This window comes from Pseudomonas xanthosomatis (assembly GCF_019139835.1).
Classification (GTDB): Bacteria; Pseudomonadota; Gammaproteobacteria; order Pseudomonadales; family Pseudomonadaceae; genus Aquipseudomonas; species Aquipseudomonas fakonensis.
The window spans coordinates 543207-562264 of record NZ_CP077075.1 but is presented as its reverse complement, the minus strand read 5'-3'; the positions used below and the strand labels follow the sequence as shown (position 1 = coordinate 562264).

The following is a 19058-nucleotide window of genomic DNA, read 5'->3' as shown; positions in this document are numbered from 1 at the left end:
CGCTATGCTGGGGCCGCAACTTCATGGACGCACGTTATGACCCTCACCGAACTTCGCTACATCGTCACCCTCGCCCAGGAGCAGCACTTCGGCCACGCCGCCGAACGCTGCCACGTCAGCCAGCCCACGCTGTCGGTCGGCGTGAAGAAGCTCGAGGACGAGCTTGGCGTGCTGATCTTCGAACGCAGCAAGAGCGCCGTTCGTCTGACGCCGGTGGGTGAAAGCATCGTCGCCCAGGCACAAAAGGTGCTCGAGCAGGCCCAGGGCATCCGCGAACTGGCCCAGGCCGGCAAGAACCAGCTCACCGCCCCGCTCAAGGTCGGCGCCATCTATACCGTCGGCCCGTACCTGTTCCCGCACCTCATTCCGCAACTGCACCGCGTTGCCCCGCAGATGCCGCTGTACATCGAAGAAAACTTCACCCACGTGCTGCGCGAAAAACTGCGCAACGGCGAACTGGACGCGGTGATCATCGCCCTGCCCTTCAACGAAGCCGATGTACTCACCCTGCCGCTGTATGACGAGCCGTTCTGCGCACTGATGCCGGCCGACCACCCGTGGACCGCGAAAAAGACCATCGACACCGCCCTGCTCAACGACAAGAGCCTGCTGCTGCTCGGTGAGGGCCACTGCTTCCGCGACCAGGTGCTCGAGGCCTGCCCCACGCTGAACAAGGGCGGCGAAGGTGCCAAGCACACTACGGTGGAGTCCAGCTCGCTGGAAACCATCCGCCACATGGTCGCCTCGGGCCTGGGCGTGTCGATCCTGCCGCTGTCGGCGGTGCACAGCCACCACTACGCCCCGGGCGTGATCGAAGTGCGCCCGCTCACCGCGCCAGCGCCGTTCCGCACCGTGGCCATTGCCTGGCGCGCCAGCTTCCCGCGGCCCAAGGCGATCGAAATCCTCGCCGACTCGATCCGCCTGTGCTCGGTGGCCAAGGCACCCACGGAAGAACCGGCCTGAGCCATGACTGAGCTGTCGAACGTCTCGGTCACCGCGCTCAAGGGCGTTGGCGAAGCCATGGCAGAGAAGCTCGCCAAGGTCGGCCTGGAAAACCTGCAGGACGTACTGTTCCACCTGCCCCTGCGCTACCAGGACCGCACCCGCGTGGTGCCCATCGGCCAGTTGCGCCCGGGGCAGGATGCGGTGATCGAGGGCGTGGTCAGCGGCGCCGACGTGACCATGGGCAAGCGCCGCAGTTTGGTCGTGCGCCTGGGTGACGGCACCGGCGTGCTGAGCCTGCGCTTCTACCATTTCAGCAATGCGCAAAAAGAAGGCCTCAAGCGCGGCACCCACCTGCGCTGCTACGGCGAGGCCCGCCCCGGCGCCTCGGGGCTTGAGATCTACCACCCCGAATACCGCGCGCTCAACGGCGACGAGCCGGCGCCGCCAGTGGAACAGACCCTCACGCCCATCTACCCCAGCACCGAAGGCCTGACGCAACAGCGCCTGCGCCTTTTGTGCCAGCAGAGCCTGGGCATGCTTGGCCCGCGCAGCCTGCCCGACTGGCTGCCCGACGAACTGGCCCGCGATTATCAATTGGCGCCGCTGGACGACGCCATCCGCTACCTGCACAACCCGCCGGCCGACGCCGATGTGGACGAACTTGCCGAAGGCCACCACTGGGCCCAGCACCGCCTGGCCTTCGAAGAGCTGCTGACCCACCAGCTGTCGCAGCAGCGCCTGCGCGAAAGCCAGCGCGCCCTGCGTGCGCCGGTGTTGCCCAAAGCCAGCCGCCTGCCGGCACAGTACCTGGCCAACCTCGGCTTCAACCCCACCGGCGCCCAACAGCGGGTGGGCAACGAGATCGCCTACGACCTCGCCCAGCACGAGCCGATGATGCGCCTGGTGCAGGGTGACGTGGGCGCCGGCAAGACCGTGGTCGCCGCCCTGGCCGCGCTGCAGGCGCTGGAAGCCGGCTACCAGGTGGCGCTGATGGCGCCCACCGAGATCCTCGCCGAACAGCACTACATCACCTTCAAGCGCTGGCTGGAGCCGCTGGGCATCGAAGTGGCCTGGCTGGCCGGCAAGCTCAAGGGCAAGGCCCGCGCCAGCGCGCTGGAACAGATCGCCGGCGGTACGCCGATGGTGGTCGGCACCCACGCGCTGTTCCAGGACGAGGTGCAGTTCAAGCACCTGGCCCTGGCGATCATCGACGAGCAGCACCGCTTCGGCGTGCAGCAGCGCCTGGCCCTGCGCAAGAAGGGCGTGATGGGCCAACTGTGCCCGCACCAGCTGATCATGACCGCCACCCCCATCCCGCGCACCCTCGCCATGAGCGCCTACGCCGACCTGGACACCTCGATCCTCGACGAACTGCCCCCCGGGCGCACCCCGGTGAACACCGTGCTGGTGGCCGACAGCCGCCGCTTCGAGGTGGTCGAACGGGTACGCGCCGCCTGCGCCGAGGGGCGCCAGGCCTACTGGGTGTGCACGCTGATCGAGGAATCCGAAGAACTTACCTGCCAGGCCGCCGAAAGCACCTTCGAAGAGCTTGGCAGCGCCCTGGGCGAACTGCGCGTGGGGCTGATCCACGGGCGCATGAAGCCTGTTGAAAAAGCGGCGGTGATGGCCGAGTTCAAGGCCGGCAACCTGCAGTTGCTGGTGGCCACCACGGTGATCGAGGTTGGCGTGGACGTACCCAATGCCAGCCTGATGATCATCGAAAACCCCGAGCGCCTGGGCCTGGCCCAGCTGCACCAGCTGCGCGGCCGGGTTGGCCGGGGCAGCGCGGCCAGCCATTGCGTATTGCTGTACCACCCGCCGCTGTCGCAGATCGGCCGCGAACGGCTGGGCATCATGCGGGAAACCAACGACGGCTTCGTCATCGCCGAAAAGGACCTGGAGCTGCGCGGCCCCGGCGAGATGCTCGGGACCCGCCAGACCGGCCTGCTGCAGTTCAAGGTCGCCGACCTGATGCGCGACGCCGACCTGCTGCCGGCCGTGCGCGACGCCGCCCAGGCCCTGCTGGCACGCTGGCCGGACCACGTCAGCCCGCTGCTCGACCGCTGGCTGCGCCACGGCCAGCAATATGGCCAGGTGTGACGCTCGTCCCATTATGGATCCAGCTTGCCGGTCAGGCTGGTTATACTTCGCGTTCAAAAGAATTAGTGGATACAGACCATGACTGAAGTTGCCCTCGACACTGCAACCCCACACGCACCGTCTGTCATCCGGCTGTTGCTAGAAAAACTCGGCGTGGCGTTCGTCGAGGTGCCGGAACACCCCGAGCTGCCAGCCGCCTCGCGAGTGCAGGCGATCCTGCTCGATGACGAGATCGGCGCCCTGATGGTGCTGTTCCCCTACAGCAAGCTGCTGGACCTGAACCGCCTCGAAGAGCTGACCGGGCGTAAGCTCAAGGCGGTGCCCTTGCCGCGTCTCAAGCAGATGCTCGACAAGCACCAGCTCAAGGCCCTGCCGGCCATTCCCGCACTGACCAGCTCGCCGTGCCTGTACGAAGGCAAGCTGCTCGAGGCCGAGTACCTGCTGATCCAGTCCGGTGAAGCCGGGCTGCTGCTGAAGATCCAGCGTGACGACTTCAAGCGCATGCTCGCCAAGGCCAGCGCCGGCGCGTTCGGCCAGCCCGTGCGCGACATCCGCCCCAACCTCGACCGGCCAGGCGACGACTCCCACGAAATCACCCTGGCGGTGGAAGCCTTTACCGCCCGGCGCATCCAGAAGCGCCTTGAAGAAACCATCGAAATCCCGCCGCTGGCCGACACCGCGCAAAAGATCATCAAGCTGCGCGTCGACCCCAACGCCAGCATCGACGACATCACCGGTGTGGTCGAAACCGACCCGGCCCTGGCCGCGCAGGTGGTCAGCTGGGCGGCCTCGCCCTACTACGCCTCCCCCGGCAAGATCCGCTCGGTGGAAGACGCCATCGTGCGTGTGCTGGGCTTTGACCTGGTGATCAACCTGGCCCTGGGCCTGGCCCTGGGCAAGACCCTGAGCCTGCCCAAGGACCACCCGCAACAGGCAACGCCCTACTGGCAGCAGTCGATCTATACCGCTGCGGTGATCGAGGGCCTGACCCGCGCCATGCCGCGTGCCGAACGCCCTGAAGCCGGCCTGACCTACCTCGCAGGCCTCTTGCACAACTTCGGCTACCTGTTGCTGGCCCACGTGTTCCCGCCGCACTTCTCGCTGATCTGCCGCCACCTGGAGGTCAACCCGCACCTGTGCCACAGCTACGTGGAGCAACACCTGCTGGGCATCAGCCGCGAGCAGATCGGCGCCTGGCTGATGAAACTGTGGGACATGCCGGACGAGCTGTCCGCTGCGCTGCGCTTCCAGCATGACCCGCATTACGACGGCGAGTTCTCGCAGTTCCCCAACCTGGTGTGCCTGGCCGTGCGCCTGCTGCGCTCGCGCGGCATCGGCTCCGGCCCGCAGGATGAAATCCCGGACGAGCTGCTCGAGCGCCTGGGGCTGACCCGGGACAAGGCCGAAGAGGTGGTGAACAAGGTGCTGGAAGCCGAAGCGCTGCTGCGCGAGCTGGCTTCGCAGTTCCAGGCGCCGCATTGACCTGACGGACCGCCGCGCCCCCTGTAGGAGCGGCCTTGTGCCGCGAAAGGGCTGCGTAGCAGCCCCGGCAATTTATGCGGCGAATTATGCGGCGAAGCTGAGATCGTGGGGCTGCTTCGCAGCCCATCGCGACACAAGGCCGCTCCTACAGCGAGGGTGTTTCCCTGATCAAGTGCGGTATCAGGCTTTCTTCTTCGGCTTCAGGTACTTCATCAAACCCTGGAACCAGATCACCAGCGCCGGGTTGCCCTTGATCTGGATGCTCTTTTCCTGAATACCCTGCATGAACGCCAGCTGCTTGTTGCCCGCCTGCAGGGTGGCGAAGCCGTAGGCGGCATCCTTGAACGCGATGGCGAAAGCCGGCTGGGGGTGCAGGCCGCCTTTGCTGCTGATGCGCTGATCCTTCACCGTGAAGTGCCGGGCAACCTTGCCGTCGAGGGTCTGCATCTGGAACACCAGGTCTTTGCCCTGCAACTGCTGCTGGAAGGCCGGGTTCTTGCGGCTGGCCCTGGCCATCAGCAGGCCCATGGCCCAGAGAAGAAAGCGAAACTTCATCAACGCGCCTCGATTGAAAAATGACTGAGGCGCGCAGTTTATCCGTTTATTGGTTTATTTACGCAAGTTCGCCACATTTTCCCGCCACAAACGCAACGGGCGCCTTCAGGCGCCCGTTTGATCAACCGCTAAGGTTGCCGCGTTACTTCTTCTTGGCTGGCTTGGCCGGGGTGTTGACGCTGTCACGCAGGTTCTTGCCGGGCTTGAAGGCAACGGTATTGCTGGCCTTGATCTTCACTGGCTGACCGGTTTGCGGGTTCTTGCCGGTGCGCGCGCCGCGGTGGCGTTTTTCGAAGGTGCCGAAACCGACCAGGGTGACGGTGTCCTTGTCGAGCGCGCCGGTGATGCTGTCGAGAATCGCGTTGAGGACCTGGTTGGCCTTTTCCTTGGTCAGATCGGCCTTTTCGGCAATGACTGCGGCGAGTTCTGGTTTACGCATAGTGAAGCCTCTTTGACGGGGATTTTTTGTTGTTATGCCGTGCTGCCGGGGGCAGCGTTCAAGGCACCGCAGGCTCTAGGCTGCGGTAGACGCAAGTGAGAATGGCACGCCGTAGGGGGCCGCGCCAGTACCTGGGCGGCCATTGTCGCGGCAAGAACAGGATAAATCCGACAGAACGCCGTCTATTTACGCCATCAGCGGAGGCAACTGGCGATTCAGCGCCAGTTTCTCCATCACTGCCGCGCCGGTCAGCGCGTAGCCCAGCAGTTGGCCGTCTGCCCCATGGCACAGCACTTTCAGGTCGGCGCCAACGCCCTCCACCTGCCAGGTGCCTTCAAGCCCTTGCGGCGGTGGCGACACCACCAGCGGGCAGGCCGGGGTTTTTACCGTCACCGGCATCGGCCCGTAGCTGACCGTGGTCGGGTTGCCGGCCAAGGTCTGCGCCAGGGCACGGGCGCAGGTCATCAGCGGCATCACGTACAGCAGGTTGATGCCCTGCACCTCGGCGCAGTCGCCCAGGGCGAAGATATTGGCGTGGGAGGTACGCAACTGGCGGTCGACCACCACCCCACGGTTGATCTGCAGGCCGGCAGCAGCAGCCAGGTCAGTGCGCGGGCGCAGGCCGATGGCCGAAACCACCAGGTCGCAGGCAATCACACTGCCATCGGACAGGTGCGCCTGCAGTGCATCACCTGCCCGTTGCAGGCGGGTCAGCACCGGCCCCAGGTGAAAGCGCACGCCCAGGCCCTGCAGGCCGGCCTGCACGGCGGCGGCCGCCGCCGGGTGCAACAGGGTCGGCATGACCTGTTCGCAGGGTGCCACCACATCGCATTGGAACCCGCCCAAGGTCATGTCGTTGGCGAATTCGCAGCCGATCAGGCCGGCGCCGAGGATCAGCACACGCTGCTTGCCCGCGGCGGCAGCGCGAAAGCGCGCGTAGTCTTCAAGGTCGTTGATCGGGAACACCCGGTCGCCGGCATCGCCCTCGATGGGCACCTGCACGGTCTGCGCGCCCCAGGCCAGCACCAGGTCGCGGTACTCGAGCGCCTCCTCGCCGATCCACAGGCGTTTGTGGCCCGGGTCGATGCCGCTGATACGGGTGTGGGTGCGGATTTCGGCATTCAGTTGCTCGGCCATGGCGCCGGGCTCGGCCATGCACAGGCCGTCGGCGTCCTTGTGCTTGGCAAAGCCGGTCGACAGCATGGGCTTGGAGTACGAGCGGCCGTCGTCGGCAGTAATCAGCAGCAGCGGCGTTTCGCTGTCGAGCTTGCGAAACTCGCGGGCCAGGTTGTAGCCGGCAAGGCCGGTACCGATGATCACCACAGGGGACGTCATGTCGTGCTTCCTTCAAGTCAGTACAGGTTGCGATCAGCCGATGGCGATCATTTCGAAGTCGCTCTTGCCCACGCCGCAGTCCGGGCACAGCCAGTCTTCAGGTACATCTTCCCAGCGGGTGCCGGGTGCGATGCCGTCGTCCGGCCAGCCTTCGGCTTCGTCGTAGATCAGGCCACAGACAATGCATTGCCATTTTTTCATCGGGGGGTCCTCGGTCAGGTGTCTTGTCGCAACTGGTGGTCACCGTCCTGTAGGAGCAGGCGCACCGCGCAATCTCGTTGAGGCTTTGTACGGCATGCTGGCCGCCGGGGCAATCGTGCTAAGCTCGCCGCCTCTCTGGCTGTCACAAGCATACCGACGTGTCGTACGAAACCCCGCAAGCAGCCGCTGTCGCGTGGCTGGCGTATCCACAGCTGGCGAACACACTCGACCAGCGCACCCTCGACTGGCTGTTCGACGAAGGCTCCCTCACCCGTCGCCTGACCCGCCTCTCTGGCGGCAACTTCAGCGTCACACCGCTGCTCGAAGGCTGGCAAACCCTGCGCGACGACGAATGCGCGGCCCTGGGCCTGGCGCCTGGCGCCGAGGGCTGGGTGCGCGAGGTGTACCTGCGCGGCCATGGCCAACCCTGGGTGTTCGCCCGCAGCGTGGCCGGGCGCAGCGTGCTGCAGCGTGGCGGACTGGACCTCGAGGCTCTCGGCAGCCGCTCGCTGGGCGAGTTGCTGTTCTGCGACCAGGCGTTCATCCGCCACCCCATCGAGGTGTGCAGTTATCCACAGCCCTGGCTGCCCGCCGATGCAGCCCATGCCGGGCTATGGGGGCGCCGCTCGCGGTTCGAGCGCGCCGGGCTCGACCTGCTGGTGGCCGAGGTGTTTCTGCCGGCACTGTGGCAGGCAGACAAGGAGGCCAACCGCTGATGTACCTGCAACTGCTCAAGTCGCTCAACCGCCTGCACCCACGGGCCTGGGACTTCGTCCAGCTAAGCCGCATGGACCGCCCGATCGGCATCTACCTGCTGCTGTGGCCGACGCTGACGGCGGTGTGGGTCGCCGGCAACGGCTCGCCGACCTTGGCCAACGTGCTGATCTTCGGCCTGGGCGTGGTGCTGATGCGCGCTGCCGGCTGCTGCATCAATGATTTTGCCGACCGCAAGGTCGACGGCCACGTAAAGCGCACCGCCGACCGGCCGCTGGCCAGCGGCCGGGTCAAGCCGCGCGAGGCGCTGGCGCTGTTCGCCGTGCTGGTGGCGGTGAGTTTCGTGCTGGTGCTGTGCACCAACGCCGCCACGGTGTGGCTGTCGTTCGGCGCCGTGGCCCTGGCCGCCTGCTACCCGTTCATGAAGCGCTACACCTACTACCCGCAGGTGGTACTGGGCGCGGCATACTCCTGGGGCATCCCCATGGCCTTCACCGCCGCCGGCGGCGAGCTGCCGGCCAGCGCCTGGCTGCTGTACATCGCCAACCTGCTGTGGACCGTGGGCTACGACACCTACTACGCCATGGTCGACCGTGACGACGACCTGAAAATCGGGGTGAAATCCACCGCCATCCTGTTCGGCGAAGCCGACCGGGTGATCATCCTGACCCTGCAACTGCTGTCGCTGGGCTGCCTGCTGCTGGCCGGCAGCCGCTTCGAGCTGGGTGGCTGGTTCCACTTAGGGCTTCTGGGGGCGGCGGCGTGCTTTGCCTGGGAGTTCTGGTCGACCCGCAAGCTGGACCGCGAATCGTGCTTCAAGGCGTTCCTGCACAACCATTGGGCGGGGATGCTGGTGTTCGTGGGCGTGGTGCTGGATTACGCGCTGCGTTGAAAGCTAACCGCCCCTGGGAGCAACTGTCTTGTGCTGCCTGAACCGGCCTCATCGCCGGCAAGCCGGCTCCTACAGGTACGGCACTGGTCTGAAGCTCATGCAATTGCTGTGGGAGCGGGTTTACCCGCGAATGCAATTTCTGCTGCAACATCGCATTCGCGGGTAAACCTGCTCCCACAGGGAACCTCTCACCTATTGAGCTGCAGTCTCAGGGCTTGGCCACGTGCCATACGTCCTTCATGCCGTCGCCGGTCATGTCCCCGGCTTTCTTGTCCTTGACGAAGGTGTACAGCGGCTTGCCGTCATAGGCCCACTGCATCTTGCCGTCGTCGCGCTTGATCTGCGTCCACTTGCCTTCGGCCTTTTCGCCGTCACTGACCATCAGCGGCGGCCAGTTGGCGGCGCACTCGCCATTGCACATGGACTTGCCGCCGGCGTCCTTGTCGAAGGTGTACAGGGTCATGCCTTGATGGTCGACCCACATGCCGTCCTTCTCCATGGCGTGATGGGCCAACGCCACCCCCGGCAAGGCCAATGCAGCGAAAAGGGCCATCCAGCTCAGCGTATGTCGTGTCATTGGATTCACCATTGTTTCGGGGGGTGAAAGGGTCCTGGTTGCCGCCACGGCGGCCTCTTGAAGCCTAGTCCAGTCATGGAATGTCGCCAGAACAGCCAATCAGCTGTCACACAGCTGCAATAATTCCGTTATCTAATGCGGGCCAAGACACCGTTCCCGGGAGAGGTAATTGAGCATGGTTGGCAGAAACATTCTGATCGTCGACGACGAAGCGCCTATCCGCGAGATGATCGCCGTTGCATTGGAAATGGCCGGCTATGACTGCCTGGAGGCCGAAAATTCGCAACAGGCCCACGCCATCATCGTCGACCGCAAGCCAGACCTGATCCTGCTCGACTGGATGCTGCCAGGCACCTCGGGCATCGAACTGGCCCGGCGCCTGAAGCGCGATGAGCTGACCGGGGACATCCCGATCATCATGCTCACCGCCAAGGGCGAAGAGGACAACAAGATCCAAGGGCTCGAGGTGGGCGCCGACGACTACATCACCAAGCCGTTCTCGCCACGCGAGCTGGTGGCGCGCCTGAAGGCCGTGCTGCGCCGCACCGGCCCGAGCGACAGCGAAGCGCCGATCGAAGTGGGCGGCCTGCTGCTCGACCCGATCAGCCACCGCGTCACCATCGACGGCAAGCCGGCCGAGATGGGCCCCACCGAATACCGCCTGCTGCAGTTCTTCATGACCCACCAGGAGCGCGCCTACACCCGTGGCCAACTGCTCGACCAGGTGTGGGGCGGCAACGTGTACGTGGAGGAGCGCACGGTGGACGTGCACATCCGCCGCCTGCGCAAGGCACTGGGTGAAGCTTACGAAAATCTGGTACAAACCGTCCGCGGCACTGGCTATCGCTTCTCGACCAAGAGCTGATCGAAGCCCCTGGCGCCCGTAGTACAAGGACTGTCAATTGAACCAGAACTGGCACGCGACCCTGATTCGCCACATGCTGCTGCTGATCACCGTCTGCCTGATCGGCGGCCTGGTCAGCGGTTACTACGGCTGGAGCCTGGCCGTCGGCCTGGCGTTCTACCTGGGCTGGACGCTCAAGCAACTGCTGCGCCTGCACGACTGGCTGCGCAACCACCAGCCCGACGAAGCCCCGCCCGACGGCTACGGCCTGTGGGGCGAGGTGTTCGACAGCATCTACCACCTGCAACGCCGCGACCAGCGCGTGCGCGGGCGCCTGCAGGCGGTGATCGACCGGGTGCAGGAGTCCACCGCCGCCCTGCGCGATGCGGTGATCATGCTCGACAGCGAAGGCAACCTTGAGTGGTGGAACCGCGCCGCCGAAACCCTGCTGGGCCTCAAGACCCCGCAGGACGGCGGCCAGCCGGTGACCAACCTGGTGCGCCACCCGCGCTTCAAGGAATACTTCGAAGCGGAAAACTATGCCGAACCGCTCGAGATCCCCTCACCGATCAATGACCGCCTGCGGGTGCAGTTGCAACTCACCCGCTACGGCAACAACGAGCACCTGATGCTGGTGCGCGACGTCACCCGCATTCACCAGCTCGAACAGATGCGCAAGGACTTCGTCGCCAACGTCTCCCACGAGCTGCGCACGCCGCTGACGGTGATCACCGGCTACCTGGAAACCCTGCTGGACAACGTCGAAGGCGTGAACCCGCGCTGGGGCCGTGCGTTGCAACAGATGAGCGCCCAGGGTTCGCGCATGCAGACCCTGCTCAACGACCTGCTGCTGCTGGCCAAGCTCGAAGCCACCGACTACCCCTCGGACAACCAGCCAGTGGCAGTGGATGGCCTGCTGACTGCCATCAAGAACGACGCCCAGGCGCTGTCTGGCCCGCGCAACCAGCGCATCAGCCTGGAAGCGGCGCCGGGCATTCGCCTCAAGGGCAGCGAGTCGGAGCTGCGCAGCGCGTTTTCCAACCTGGTGTTCAACGCCGTCAAGTACACCCAGGACGAAGGCAATATCCGCATTCGCTGGTGGGCCGACGAGCAGGGGGCGCATTTGAGCGTGCAGGATTCGGGGGTGGGCATCGAGGCCAAGCACCTGCCGCGCCTGACCGAGCGCTTCTACCGGGTCGATTCCAGCCGCGCCTCCAACACAGGCGGTACCGGGCTGGGCCTGGCGATCGTCAAGCACGTGCTGATGCGCCACCGCGGCAAGCTGGAGATCAGCAGCGTGCCGGGGCACGGCAGTACCTTCACCTGTCATTTCGCGCCGGCACAATTGGCCTTGAACAAGGGATAAGCCTGCGGGCTTGCCCTGCGATGGTAGTGCGCCCCTTTGCTTTTGCCGCCCCAGCCGCTACATTGGATCCCCTGTGCCAGCAATCGCTGGCACTTTTTTTCCCCTAATTTCACCGACGGACCCTGTAAAAACCCCATCATGGACCCTTCCCCTGGTATCAGCCTCACCTCGTTGTTCGCCGATTTCGGCATGATTCTCTTCGCCTTGTTCCTGGTGCTGCTCAACGGCTTCTTCGTTGCCGCCGAGTTCGCCATGGTCAAGCTGCGCGCCACCCGCGTCGAGTCCATCGCCGAGCTGCATGGCTGGCGCGGCAGCATCCTGCGCAAGGTGCACAACCAGCTCGACGCCTACCTGTCGGCGTGCCAGCTGGGCATCACCCTGGCCTCGCTGGGCCTGGGCTGGGTCGGCGAGCCGGCCTTCGCCCACCTGCTCGAGCCGCTGCTGGCCTACTTCGGCGTCGACTCGCCCGAGCTGATCAAGGGCATCTCGTTCTTCGTCGCGTTCTTCGTCATTTCCTACCTGCACATCGTGGTCGGCGAGCTGGCGCCCAAGTCCTGGGCGATCCGCAAGCCCGAGCTGCTGTCGCTGTGGACGGCGGTGCCGCTGTACCTGTTCTACTGGGCGATGTACCCGGCCATCTACCTGCTCAACGCCAGCGCCAACACCATCCTGCGCATCGCCGGGCAAGGCGAGCCCGGCCCGCACCACGAGCACCACTACAGCCGTGAGGAGCTCAAGCTGATCCTGCACTCCAGCCGTGGCCAGGACCCGAGCGACCAGGGCATGCGCGTGCTGGCATCGGCCGTGGAGATGGGCGAGCTGGAGGTGGTCGACTGGGCCAACTCCCGCGAGGATATGGTCAGCATCGATGCCAACGCGCCGCTCAAGCAGATCCTCGCGTTGTTCCGCCGCCACAAGTTCAGCCGCTACCCGGTGTACGACGCCGAGCGCGAGGAATTCACCGGCCTGCTGCACATCAAGGACCTGCTGCTGGAGCTGGCCGAGCTGGACCAGATGCCCGAAACCATCGACCTGGAAGACCTGGCCCGCCCGCTGGAGCGTGTGTCGCGGCACATGCCGCTGTCGCAGTTGCTGGAGCAGTTCCGCAAGGGTGGCGCGCACTTTGTGCTGGTCGAAGAGGCCGACGGCAAGGTGATCGGCTACCTGACCATGGAAGACGTGCTGGAAGTGCTGGTGGGCGACATCCAGGACGAGCACCGCAAGACCGAACGCGGCATCCTCGCCTACCAGCCGGGCAAGCTGCTGGTACGCGGTGACACGCCGCTGTTCAAGGTGGAGCGCCTGCTGGGCATCGACCTGGACCACATCGAAGCCGAAACCCTCGCCGGGCTGGTATACGAAAGCCTCAAGCGCGTGCCCGAGGAAGAGGAAGTGATGGAGGTCGAAGGCCTGCGCATCATCATCAAGAAGATGAAAGGGCCGAAGATCGTGCTGGCCAAGGTGCTCAAGCTGGATTGAGCCCGGCCTCTACGCGATCCTATGTGGCGGCTTTAGCCGCCAAGCAAGCGACGCGGTGCATGGCACCGGCTTTGCCGGTGTTCGCGGCTAAAGCCGCTCTCATAGAACTGCACATAGCTCATTGATTTAGCAGGGACCTGTGGGAGCGGGCTTGCCCGCGAAGCAGGCGACGCGGTGTCTGGCACCGGCTTCGCCGGTGTTCGCGGGCAAGCCCGCTCCCACAGGGGCCGCGGCGGGTTCGTGCCCAGTTCTCTGCGCGACAGCGCAGCCCGAAGGGCTGGGTGATCTCCTACAGGGGGCGCATAGCCTTCAAACCTGCGCTGAACCTGTAGGAGCCGGCTTGCCGGCGATGAGGTCGGTTAAGGTAAACCCTCTCAAGGGTTCCCCGCAGTAAAGTCCGGCATCCCGCCAATCGGCCGGTCGAACTGGTAGGGGATCGACTCGAGCGCCAGCCCCACATTGCGCTGCACCACAAAATGCAGGTGCGGCCCGCTGCTGTTGCCGGTGTTGCCCGACTTGGCCAGCGCCTGGCCCACCACCACCTGCTGCCCCTCCTTCACCACCACCGACCCGCGCATCAGGTGCAGGTACACGCCCATGGTGCCGTCCGGGTGCAGAATGCGCACGAAGTTGCCCGCCGGGTTGGTGCCGCGGCCGGTCTGCAGGTTCTCGATCTTCACCACCACCCCGCCGCGGGCGGCGATGATCGGCGTGCCTTCGGGCATGGCGATGTCGATGGCATAGCGGCCCTTGGGCCCGAAGTGGCTGAAGCGCCCGTTGGGGCCCTGGCTGATGCGAAACGGCCCGCCCTTCCACGGGAACGGGTAACGATAAGCCTGCGAACGCTGCACCGGGTCGCCCATGGCGTACTGGAAGTTGCTCTTGTACTTAAGCGGCCCGCCCGGGGCCGCGAGCACGGCGCTGAGCAGCAAGGTCGAGCGCGGTGCCACCACCCGCCGCACGATGCGCGGTGCGTTACCGCCGAAGGCGTTGGCCAGCCCGTCCAGGCGCAGCTCTACCTCCATCGGCACATACAACTCGTTACGCGCCAGAAAGCGCACCCCGCCGGGGAACGACTCGGTCTGCAGGCGCACCTTGCCATCCACCCGCTCGAGCATCTGCTCGCGGAACACGAAAGCCTTGGCGCCAGGGCTGGGGCGGTCGGAATAGGACACCACGCCGTAGTTGTCGGTGGTCTTGTAGATGGTCATGCCCAGGCTCGACGCCGAGGCCGTGAACAACACGCAGAACAGCAGCAGGCGGGCGGCGGGCATGATAGTGGCCATTTGACAGATAACGTCCATCGAAGCCTAGCAGCCGGTTTTGAGAGGGGTATGACAGTTGGTCGGGAGGTGCTGGCGGATGGTATTCACGTGGGAGCGGGCTTGCCCCGCGATTGCGATGAAAAGCCACCATCGCAATCGCGGGGCAAGCCCGCTCCCACGCCTAACCTGCGAAGGCTCAGGCCCCGGGCGTGAAGTGCTTCTGGGTCGTGCCGCGAGCGATCAGGCGCGACAGGTAGTCGAGCTTCTGCGCATCCTGGTCGACGAACTTGAAGGTCAGTTGCAGCCAGTCGCTTTCAGGCTTTGGCTCCAGCGCGGCGATGGCATGCAGGTAGCCGTTCAGGCGCGCCACCTCGGCGTTATCGCCCTGCTCCAGGTCCAGTACCGCGCCTTCGAGCACCTGCGGCAGGTTGGCGCTGCGGCGCACCACCAGCAGGGCCTCTTTCAGGCTCAGGGCCTTGATGACGCAAGCCTGCGGGCCACTGGCCAGGCGCAGTTGGCCCTGGCCACGGCCCGCCGGGCCGGCGGCAGGGCTTCTGGGCGTCGGCGCGTTGATCAGCGGCTTGGCGGCTGCGGTAACCGGGGCAGCGGCAGGCGCAGCCACCTTGGCGGCCTCCGGGCGCCCGCCGGTCAGGGCGCTGAGCGAGTCGTTGGCAAAGGCCGAGTTGGCACGGGCCTGGGCACCGGCCATCAGGCTGTCGAGCTTGCCGATCTTGGTCAGGGACTTTTTCACCTTGGTCAGCAGCTGTTCGTTGGTGAACGGCTTGCCGACAAAGTCGGAGACGCCGGCCTGGATGGCCTGGATCACGTTCTCCTTGTCACCACGGCTGGTCACCATGATGAACTGCATGGCTTTCATTTCTTCCTGCTGGCGGCACCAGGTCAGCAGTTCGAGGCCGGACATTTCCGGCATCTCCCAGTCGCACAGGACCAGGTCGAAACGCTCTTTGGCGAGCATGGCCATGGCCTTGCGGCCGTTGACCGCATCTTCGATCACCATGCCCGGGAAGGCATTACGCAGGCACTTCCTTACCAGATCGCGGATGAACGGGGCATCGTCCACGACCAGCACATTGACTTTACTCATCGATACTCCTCTTGAATCCCGACTAGCATACCGCCGACTGATGGCAATTTGCCAAACCACTGGTCACGCCGGGACTTCTCTGATCGTTCGCGGGTGCCTGCTGGTGCTCGACCACAAACGAAAACGCCCGGCACAAGCCGGGCGTGATGCTCGGGAGCAATCTTATTTATCGTCCGGTTCAGCCGGAACATTAGCGCTTTCGCCCTCGTTGGAGGCAGTGCCTTCAACTTCGGCCTTCATGCGCTTGAGGCCCATGTGGCGCACGTCGGTGCCGCGCACCAGATAGATCACCAGCTCCGAGATGTTGCGCGCGTGGTCGCCGATACGCTCCAGCGAACGCAGCGCCCAGATCACGCTCAACACGCGGGAGATCGAGCGCGGGTCTTCCATCATGTAGGTGACCAGTTCGCGCAGCGCGGTCTTGTACTCGCGGTCGATGGTCTTGTCGTACTGGGCCACCGACAGCGCAAGGTCGGCGTCGAAGCGGGCGAAGGCATCCAGGGCATCGCGCACCATGTTGCGCACCTGGTCGCCGATGTGGCGCACCTCCACATAACCGCGTGGCGACTCGCCTTCCTCGCACAGCTGGATGGCGCGGCGGGCGATCTTGGTCGACTCGTCACCGATGCGCTCCAGGTCGATCACCGACTTGGAAATGCTGATGATCAGGCGCAGGTCGGAGGCCGCCGGCTGGCGACGGGCGAGGATGCGCACGCACTCCTCGTCGATGTTGCGCTCCATCTGGTTGATCTGCTCGTCGACCTCGCGCACCTGCTGGGCCAGGCCCGAGTCGGCCTCGATCAGCGCGGTGACCGCGTCGTTGACCTGCTTCTCGACCAGGCCGCCCATCGCCAGAAGGTGGCTGCGCACCTCTTCGAGCTCGGCGTTGAACTGCTGGGAGATGTGATGGGTAAGGCTTTCTTTGTTGATCATCGTTTCGCTCCGCGAAGAAGCTGCAAGCTTCAAGTAGTTCGTATCGTTCCCTGGCTTTCTGGCATTACCGGACCGTGTGGGAGCGGGCTTGCCCGCGAATCAGGCGCCGCGGTGGCTGGCACCGGCTTCGCCGGTGTTCGCGGCGGTGCGGCGGTCCGACGAGCCCGCTCCCACAGGGTCACCTGCCCCCACGCAGCCAGCTGCTAGCCGTAACGACCGGTGATGTAGTCTTCGGTCTGCTTCTTCGCCGGGTTGGTGAACAGGGTGTCGGTATCACCGAATTCCACCAGTTTGCCCATGTACATGAATGCGGTGTAGTCCGAAACACGGGCTGCCTGCTGCATGTTGTGGGTCACGATGACGATGGTGTACTTGGATTTCAGTTCGTAGATCAGCTCTTCGACCTTCAGCGTGGAGATCGGGTCCAGTGCCGAGCAGGGTTCGTCGAGCAGCAGTACTTCAGGCTCCACGGCGATGGTACGGGCGATCACCAGACGCTGCTGCTGGCCACCGGACAGGCCCAGTGCCGAATCGTGCAGGCGGTCCTTGACCTCGTCCCACAAAGCCGCGCCCTTGAGGGCCCACTCGACGGCTTCGTCGAGGGTGCGCTTCTTGTTGATGCCCTGGATGCGCAGGCCGTAGACCACGTTTTCGTAGATGGTCTTGGGGAACGGGTTGGGCTTCTGGAACACCATGCCCACCCGGCGGCGCAATTCGGCCACGTCCTCGCCCTTGCGGTAGATGTTGTTGCCGTACAGGTTGATGGCGCCCTCGACGCGGCAGCCGTCAACCAGGTCGTTCATGCGGTTGAAGGTACGCAGCAGCGTGGACTTGCCGCAGCCGGACGGGCCGATGAAGGCGGTCACGCGCTGCTTGGGGATGTTCATCTGCACGTCGAACAGCGCTTGCTTGTCGCCGTAGAACAGCGACAGGCCAGGCACTTCGATGGCCACGGTCTCTTCGGCCAGGCGCAGGCTCTGCTTGTCGCGGCCCAGGGCCGACATGTCGATGCCGTGGGTATGAGTTTCGTGTTGCATGTTCTTACTCCATTTGAAGCTGCAAGCTTCAAGCTGCTAGCTGCAAGTTTGGACGAAGCGGCAATCTGCTTGGAGCTTGCCGCTTGTGGCTTAAAGCTGAAGTTAACTGTCGAGGGCCTTGTACTTCTCGCGCAGGTGGTTACGAATCCACACCGCCGAGAGGTTCAGGGTGGCAATCACCATCACCAGCAGCAGCGCGGTGGCGTACACCAGCGGCCGCGCGGCCTCGACGTTGGGGCTCTGGAAGCCGACGTCGTAGATATGGAAGCCCAGGTGCATGATCTTCTGGTCCAGGTGCAGGTACGGGTAGTTGCCGTCCAGCGGCAGCGACGGCGCCAGCTTCACCACACCCACCAGCATCAGCGGGGCCACTTCGCCGGCGGCGCGGGCCACGGCGAGGATCATGCCGGTCATCATGGCCGGGCTGGCCATCGGCAGGACGATCTTCCACAGGGTCTCGGCCTTGGTCGCGCCCAGGGCCAGGGAGCCTTCACGTACGGTCCGCGGGATGCGCGCCAGGCCTTCCTCGGTGGCCACGATCACCACCGGTACCGCCAGCAGCGCCAGGGTCAAGGATGCCCACAGCAGGCCCGGGGTACCCAGCGTGGGTGCCGGCAGCGACTCGGGGAAGAACAACCGGTCGATGGAGCCACCCAGCACGTAGACGAAGAAGCCCAGGCCGAACACGCCGTAGACGATCGCCGGAACGCCCGCCAGGTTGTTCACCGCGATGCGGATCAGGCGGGTCACCGGGCCCTGGCGTGCATATTCGCGCAGGTACACCGCCGCCAGCACGCCGAACGGGGTGACGATCACGGCCATGATCAGGGTCATCATCACGGTGCCGAAGATGGCCGGGAAAATACCGCCTTCGGTGTTGGCTTCACGCGGGTCGTCGCTGAGGAATTCCCACACCTTGGCGAAGTAGGTGCCCATCTTGGTCATGCCGGACATGGCGTTCGGCTGGATCGCGTGGACCACCTTGCTGAGGTTGATCTCCACTTCGCGGCCGTTGCCGTCGCGGGCTACCAGGCTGTCGCGGGCGAACGCCTGGTGCAGGCCGGTGAGGCGCTCCTCGATGGCCTTGTAGCGGTTGTTCAGCTCGGCACGCTCGGCGTCCATGTCGGCCTGGGCGGCAGCGTCCAGCTTGCCGTCCAGCTCCAGCTTGCGGCTGTGCAGGCGCAGGCGCTCCAGGCCATGGTTGATGGCACCGATGTCCTTTTTCTCCAGCTTGACCAACTGGTCGTTGAGGTCGCTGGCGCGCTTGAGGCGGGTTTGCAGCTCGTTCCAGGCCTCAGGGCCCTGGGCGACCACACGGCCTTCTTCCTTGACGCTGACCAGGAAGCCGTAGAAGTTGCCCCACTCGCGGCGCTCCAGGGCGATCAGCTCGGCGGGCTTTTGCTCGTCCACCAGCCAGTCGCCGACCAGCCAGGTGAAGTCGCTGCCGTTGAGGTCGCGGTTACCGATCTTGACCAGCTCGCGGGTCATGAACTCCGGGCCCTGGTCAGGCACCGGCAAGCCGGCGCTCTTCAGGCGTTCGCGCGGTACTTCTTCCTTCTGTACCACTTCACCGATGATCACATGGTCGGCCTGGCCAGGCACCTTGTAGGTGGCCTGGATCAGGTCGGCCGGCCAGAAGTGGCCCAAACCGCGTACGGCGATCACGGACAGCAGACCAATGGTCATGATGACCGCCATGGCCACCGCGCCACCGCTGATCCAGACGCCGGGGGCGCCGCTCTTGAACCAGCCTTTGAGGGAATCCTTTTTCACGGATCTCTACCTTTCT

The 19058-nt window shown here is 64.9% G+C and carries 18 protein-coding genes; 8 read left to right on the top strand and 10 right to left on the bottom strand.

The window, feature by feature from the left end; genetic code table 11:
• The first annotated feature begins 36 nt into the window (after positions 1-36).
• The 3 genes from KSS93_RS02445 (at position 37) to KSS93_RS02435 (ending at position 4527) form a co-directional block, all read left to right on the top strand.
• Positions 37-963 carry a hydrogen peroxide-inducible genes activator gene (locus tag KSS93_RS02445; RefSeq protein ID WP_217840988.1) on the top strand — a complete coding sequence of 309 codons (927 nt, stop codon included), beginning with the start codon at positions 37-39 and terminating at the stop codon, positions 961-963.
• Positions 964-966: 3 nt separating this feature from the next.
• A complete protein-coding gene (gene recG / locus KSS93_RS02440; RefSeq protein ID WP_217887007.1) occupies positions 967-3045 on the top strand; it encodes an ATP-dependent DNA helicase RecG in 2079 nt (692 codons plus the stop codon).
• Positions 3046-3123: 78 nt separating this feature from the next.
• The gene (locus tag KSS93_RS02435; protein ID WP_217887006.1) at positions 3124-4527 is read left to right on the top strand and encodes an aminoacyl-tRNA deacylase and HDOD domain-containing protein; all 1404 of its coding nucleotides are present in this window, start codon (positions 3124-3126) and stop codon (positions 4525-4527) included.
• Between the two features lie 180 nt (positions 4528-4707).
• Here the strand turns inward: KSS93_RS02435 and KSS93_RS02430 are convergent, their stop codons facing one another.
• From KSS93_RS02430 to KSS93_RS02415, 4 genes are all read right to left on the bottom strand, one after another.
• Entirely contained in the window at positions 4708-5082 is a 375-nt protein-coding gene (locus tag KSS93_RS02430; RefSeq protein ID WP_217887005.1) for a helicase, read from the bottom strand.
• A 142-nt stretch (positions 5083-5224) separates the two neighbouring features.
• Entirely contained in the window at positions 5225-5521 is a 297-nt protein-coding gene (locus tag KSS93_RS02425; RefSeq protein WP_054884748.1) for an HU family DNA-binding protein, read from the bottom strand.
• A 186-nt stretch (positions 5522-5707) separates the two neighbouring features.
• Positions 5708-6856, bottom strand: coding sequence for an NAD(P)/FAD-dependent oxidoreductase (locus KSS93_RS02420; protein WP_217887004.1), 1149 nt, complete (start codon positions 6854-6856; stop codon positions 5708-5710).
• Between the two features lie 33 nt (positions 6857-6889).
• The gene (locus KSS93_RS02415; RefSeq protein WP_011536423.1) at positions 6890-7057 is read right to left on the bottom strand and encodes a rubredoxin; all 168 of its coding nucleotides are present in this window, start codon (positions 7055-7057) and stop codon (positions 6890-6892) included.
• Positions 7058-7215: 158 nt separating this feature from the next.
• On the opposite strand from KSS93_RS02415, the gene KSS93_RS02410 reads away from it, so the two are divergent.
• Together KSS93_RS02410 and ubiA are read left to right on the top strand one after the other, a co-directional pair.
• A complete protein-coding gene (locus tag KSS93_RS02410; protein WP_217887003.1) occupies positions 7216-7773 on the top strand; it encodes a chorismate--pyruvate lyase family protein in 558 nt (185 codons plus the stop codon).
• Positions 7773-8663 (top strand): 4-hydroxybenzoate octaprenyltransferase, encoded by an 891-nt coding sequence (gene ubiA, locus KSS93_RS02405; protein ID WP_217887002.1) that lies wholly within the window; start codon positions 7773-7775, stop codon positions 8661-8663. The genes KSS93_RS02410 and ubiA overlap by 1 nt, the downstream gene beginning before the upstream one ends.
• A 208-nt stretch (positions 8664-8871) precedes the next feature.
• Here the strand turns inward: ubiA and KSS93_RS02400 are convergent, their stop codons facing one another.
• Positions 8872-9240, bottom strand: coding sequence for a COG4315 family predicted lipoprotein (locus KSS93_RS02400; protein WP_217887001.1), 369 nt, complete (start codon positions 9238-9240; stop codon positions 8872-8874).
• 175 nt (positions 9241-9415) lie between these two features.
• On the opposite strand from KSS93_RS02400, the gene phoB reads away from it, so the two are divergent.
• The 3 genes from phoB (at position 9416) to KSS93_RS02385 (ending at position 12929) form a co-directional block, all read left to right on the top strand.
• Positions 9416-10105 carry a phosphate regulon transcriptional regulator PhoB gene (phoB, locus tag KSS93_RS02395; protein ID WP_003253341.1) on the top strand — a complete coding sequence of 230 codons (690 nt, stop codon included), beginning with the start codon at positions 9416-9418 and terminating at the stop codon, positions 10103-10105.
• Positions 10106-10178: 73 nt separating this feature from the next.
• Positions 10179-11450: a phosphate regulon sensor histidine kinase PhoR gene (gene phoR, locus KSS93_RS02390; RefSeq protein ID WP_263975047.1), complete on the top strand. Its 1272-nt coding sequence runs from the start codon at positions 10179-10181 to the stop codon at positions 11448-11450.
• A gap of 138 nt (positions 11451-11588) precedes the next feature.
• Positions 11589-12929 (top strand): hemolysin family protein, encoded by a 1341-nt coding sequence (locus KSS93_RS02385; protein WP_217840997.1) that lies wholly within the window; start codon positions 11589-11591, stop codon positions 12927-12929.
• Between the two features lie 374 nt (positions 12930-13303).
• Here KSS93_RS02385 and KSS93_RS02380 read toward each other — a convergent pair whose 3' ends face one another.
• The 5 genes from KSS93_RS02380 to pstA all read right to left on the bottom strand — a co-directional run bounded on the left by KSS93_RS02380 (position 13304) and on the right by pstA (position 19042).
• Positions 13304-14203: a peptidoglycan DD-metalloendopeptidase family protein gene (locus KSS93_RS02380; protein WP_217888667.1), complete on the bottom strand. Its 900-nt coding sequence runs from the start codon at positions 14201-14203 to the stop codon at positions 13304-13306.
• 187 nt (positions 14204-14390) lie between these two features.
• Positions 14391-15299 (bottom strand): response regulator, encoded by a 909-nt coding sequence (locus tag KSS93_RS02375; RefSeq protein WP_217886999.1) that lies wholly within the window; start codon positions 15297-15299, stop codon positions 14391-14393.
• A gap of 162 nt (positions 15300-15461) precedes the next feature.
• Entirely contained in the window at positions 15462-16232 is a 771-nt protein-coding gene (gene phoU / locus KSS93_RS02370; RefSeq protein WP_217841000.1) for a phosphate signaling complex protein PhoU, read from the bottom strand.
• Between the two features lie 203 nt (positions 16233-16435).
• Positions 16436-17269, bottom strand: coding sequence for a phosphate ABC transporter ATP-binding protein PstB (gene pstB / locus KSS93_RS02365; protein WP_217886998.1), 834 nt, complete (start codon positions 17267-17269; stop codon positions 16436-16438).
• Between the two features lie 102 nt (positions 17270-17371).
• Positions 17372-19042, bottom strand: coding sequence for a phosphate ABC transporter permease PstA (gene pstA / locus KSS93_RS02360; RefSeq protein WP_217841002.1), 1671 nt, complete (start codon positions 19040-19042; stop codon positions 17372-17374).
• Between the last annotated feature and the right edge of the window lie 16 nt (positions 19043-19058).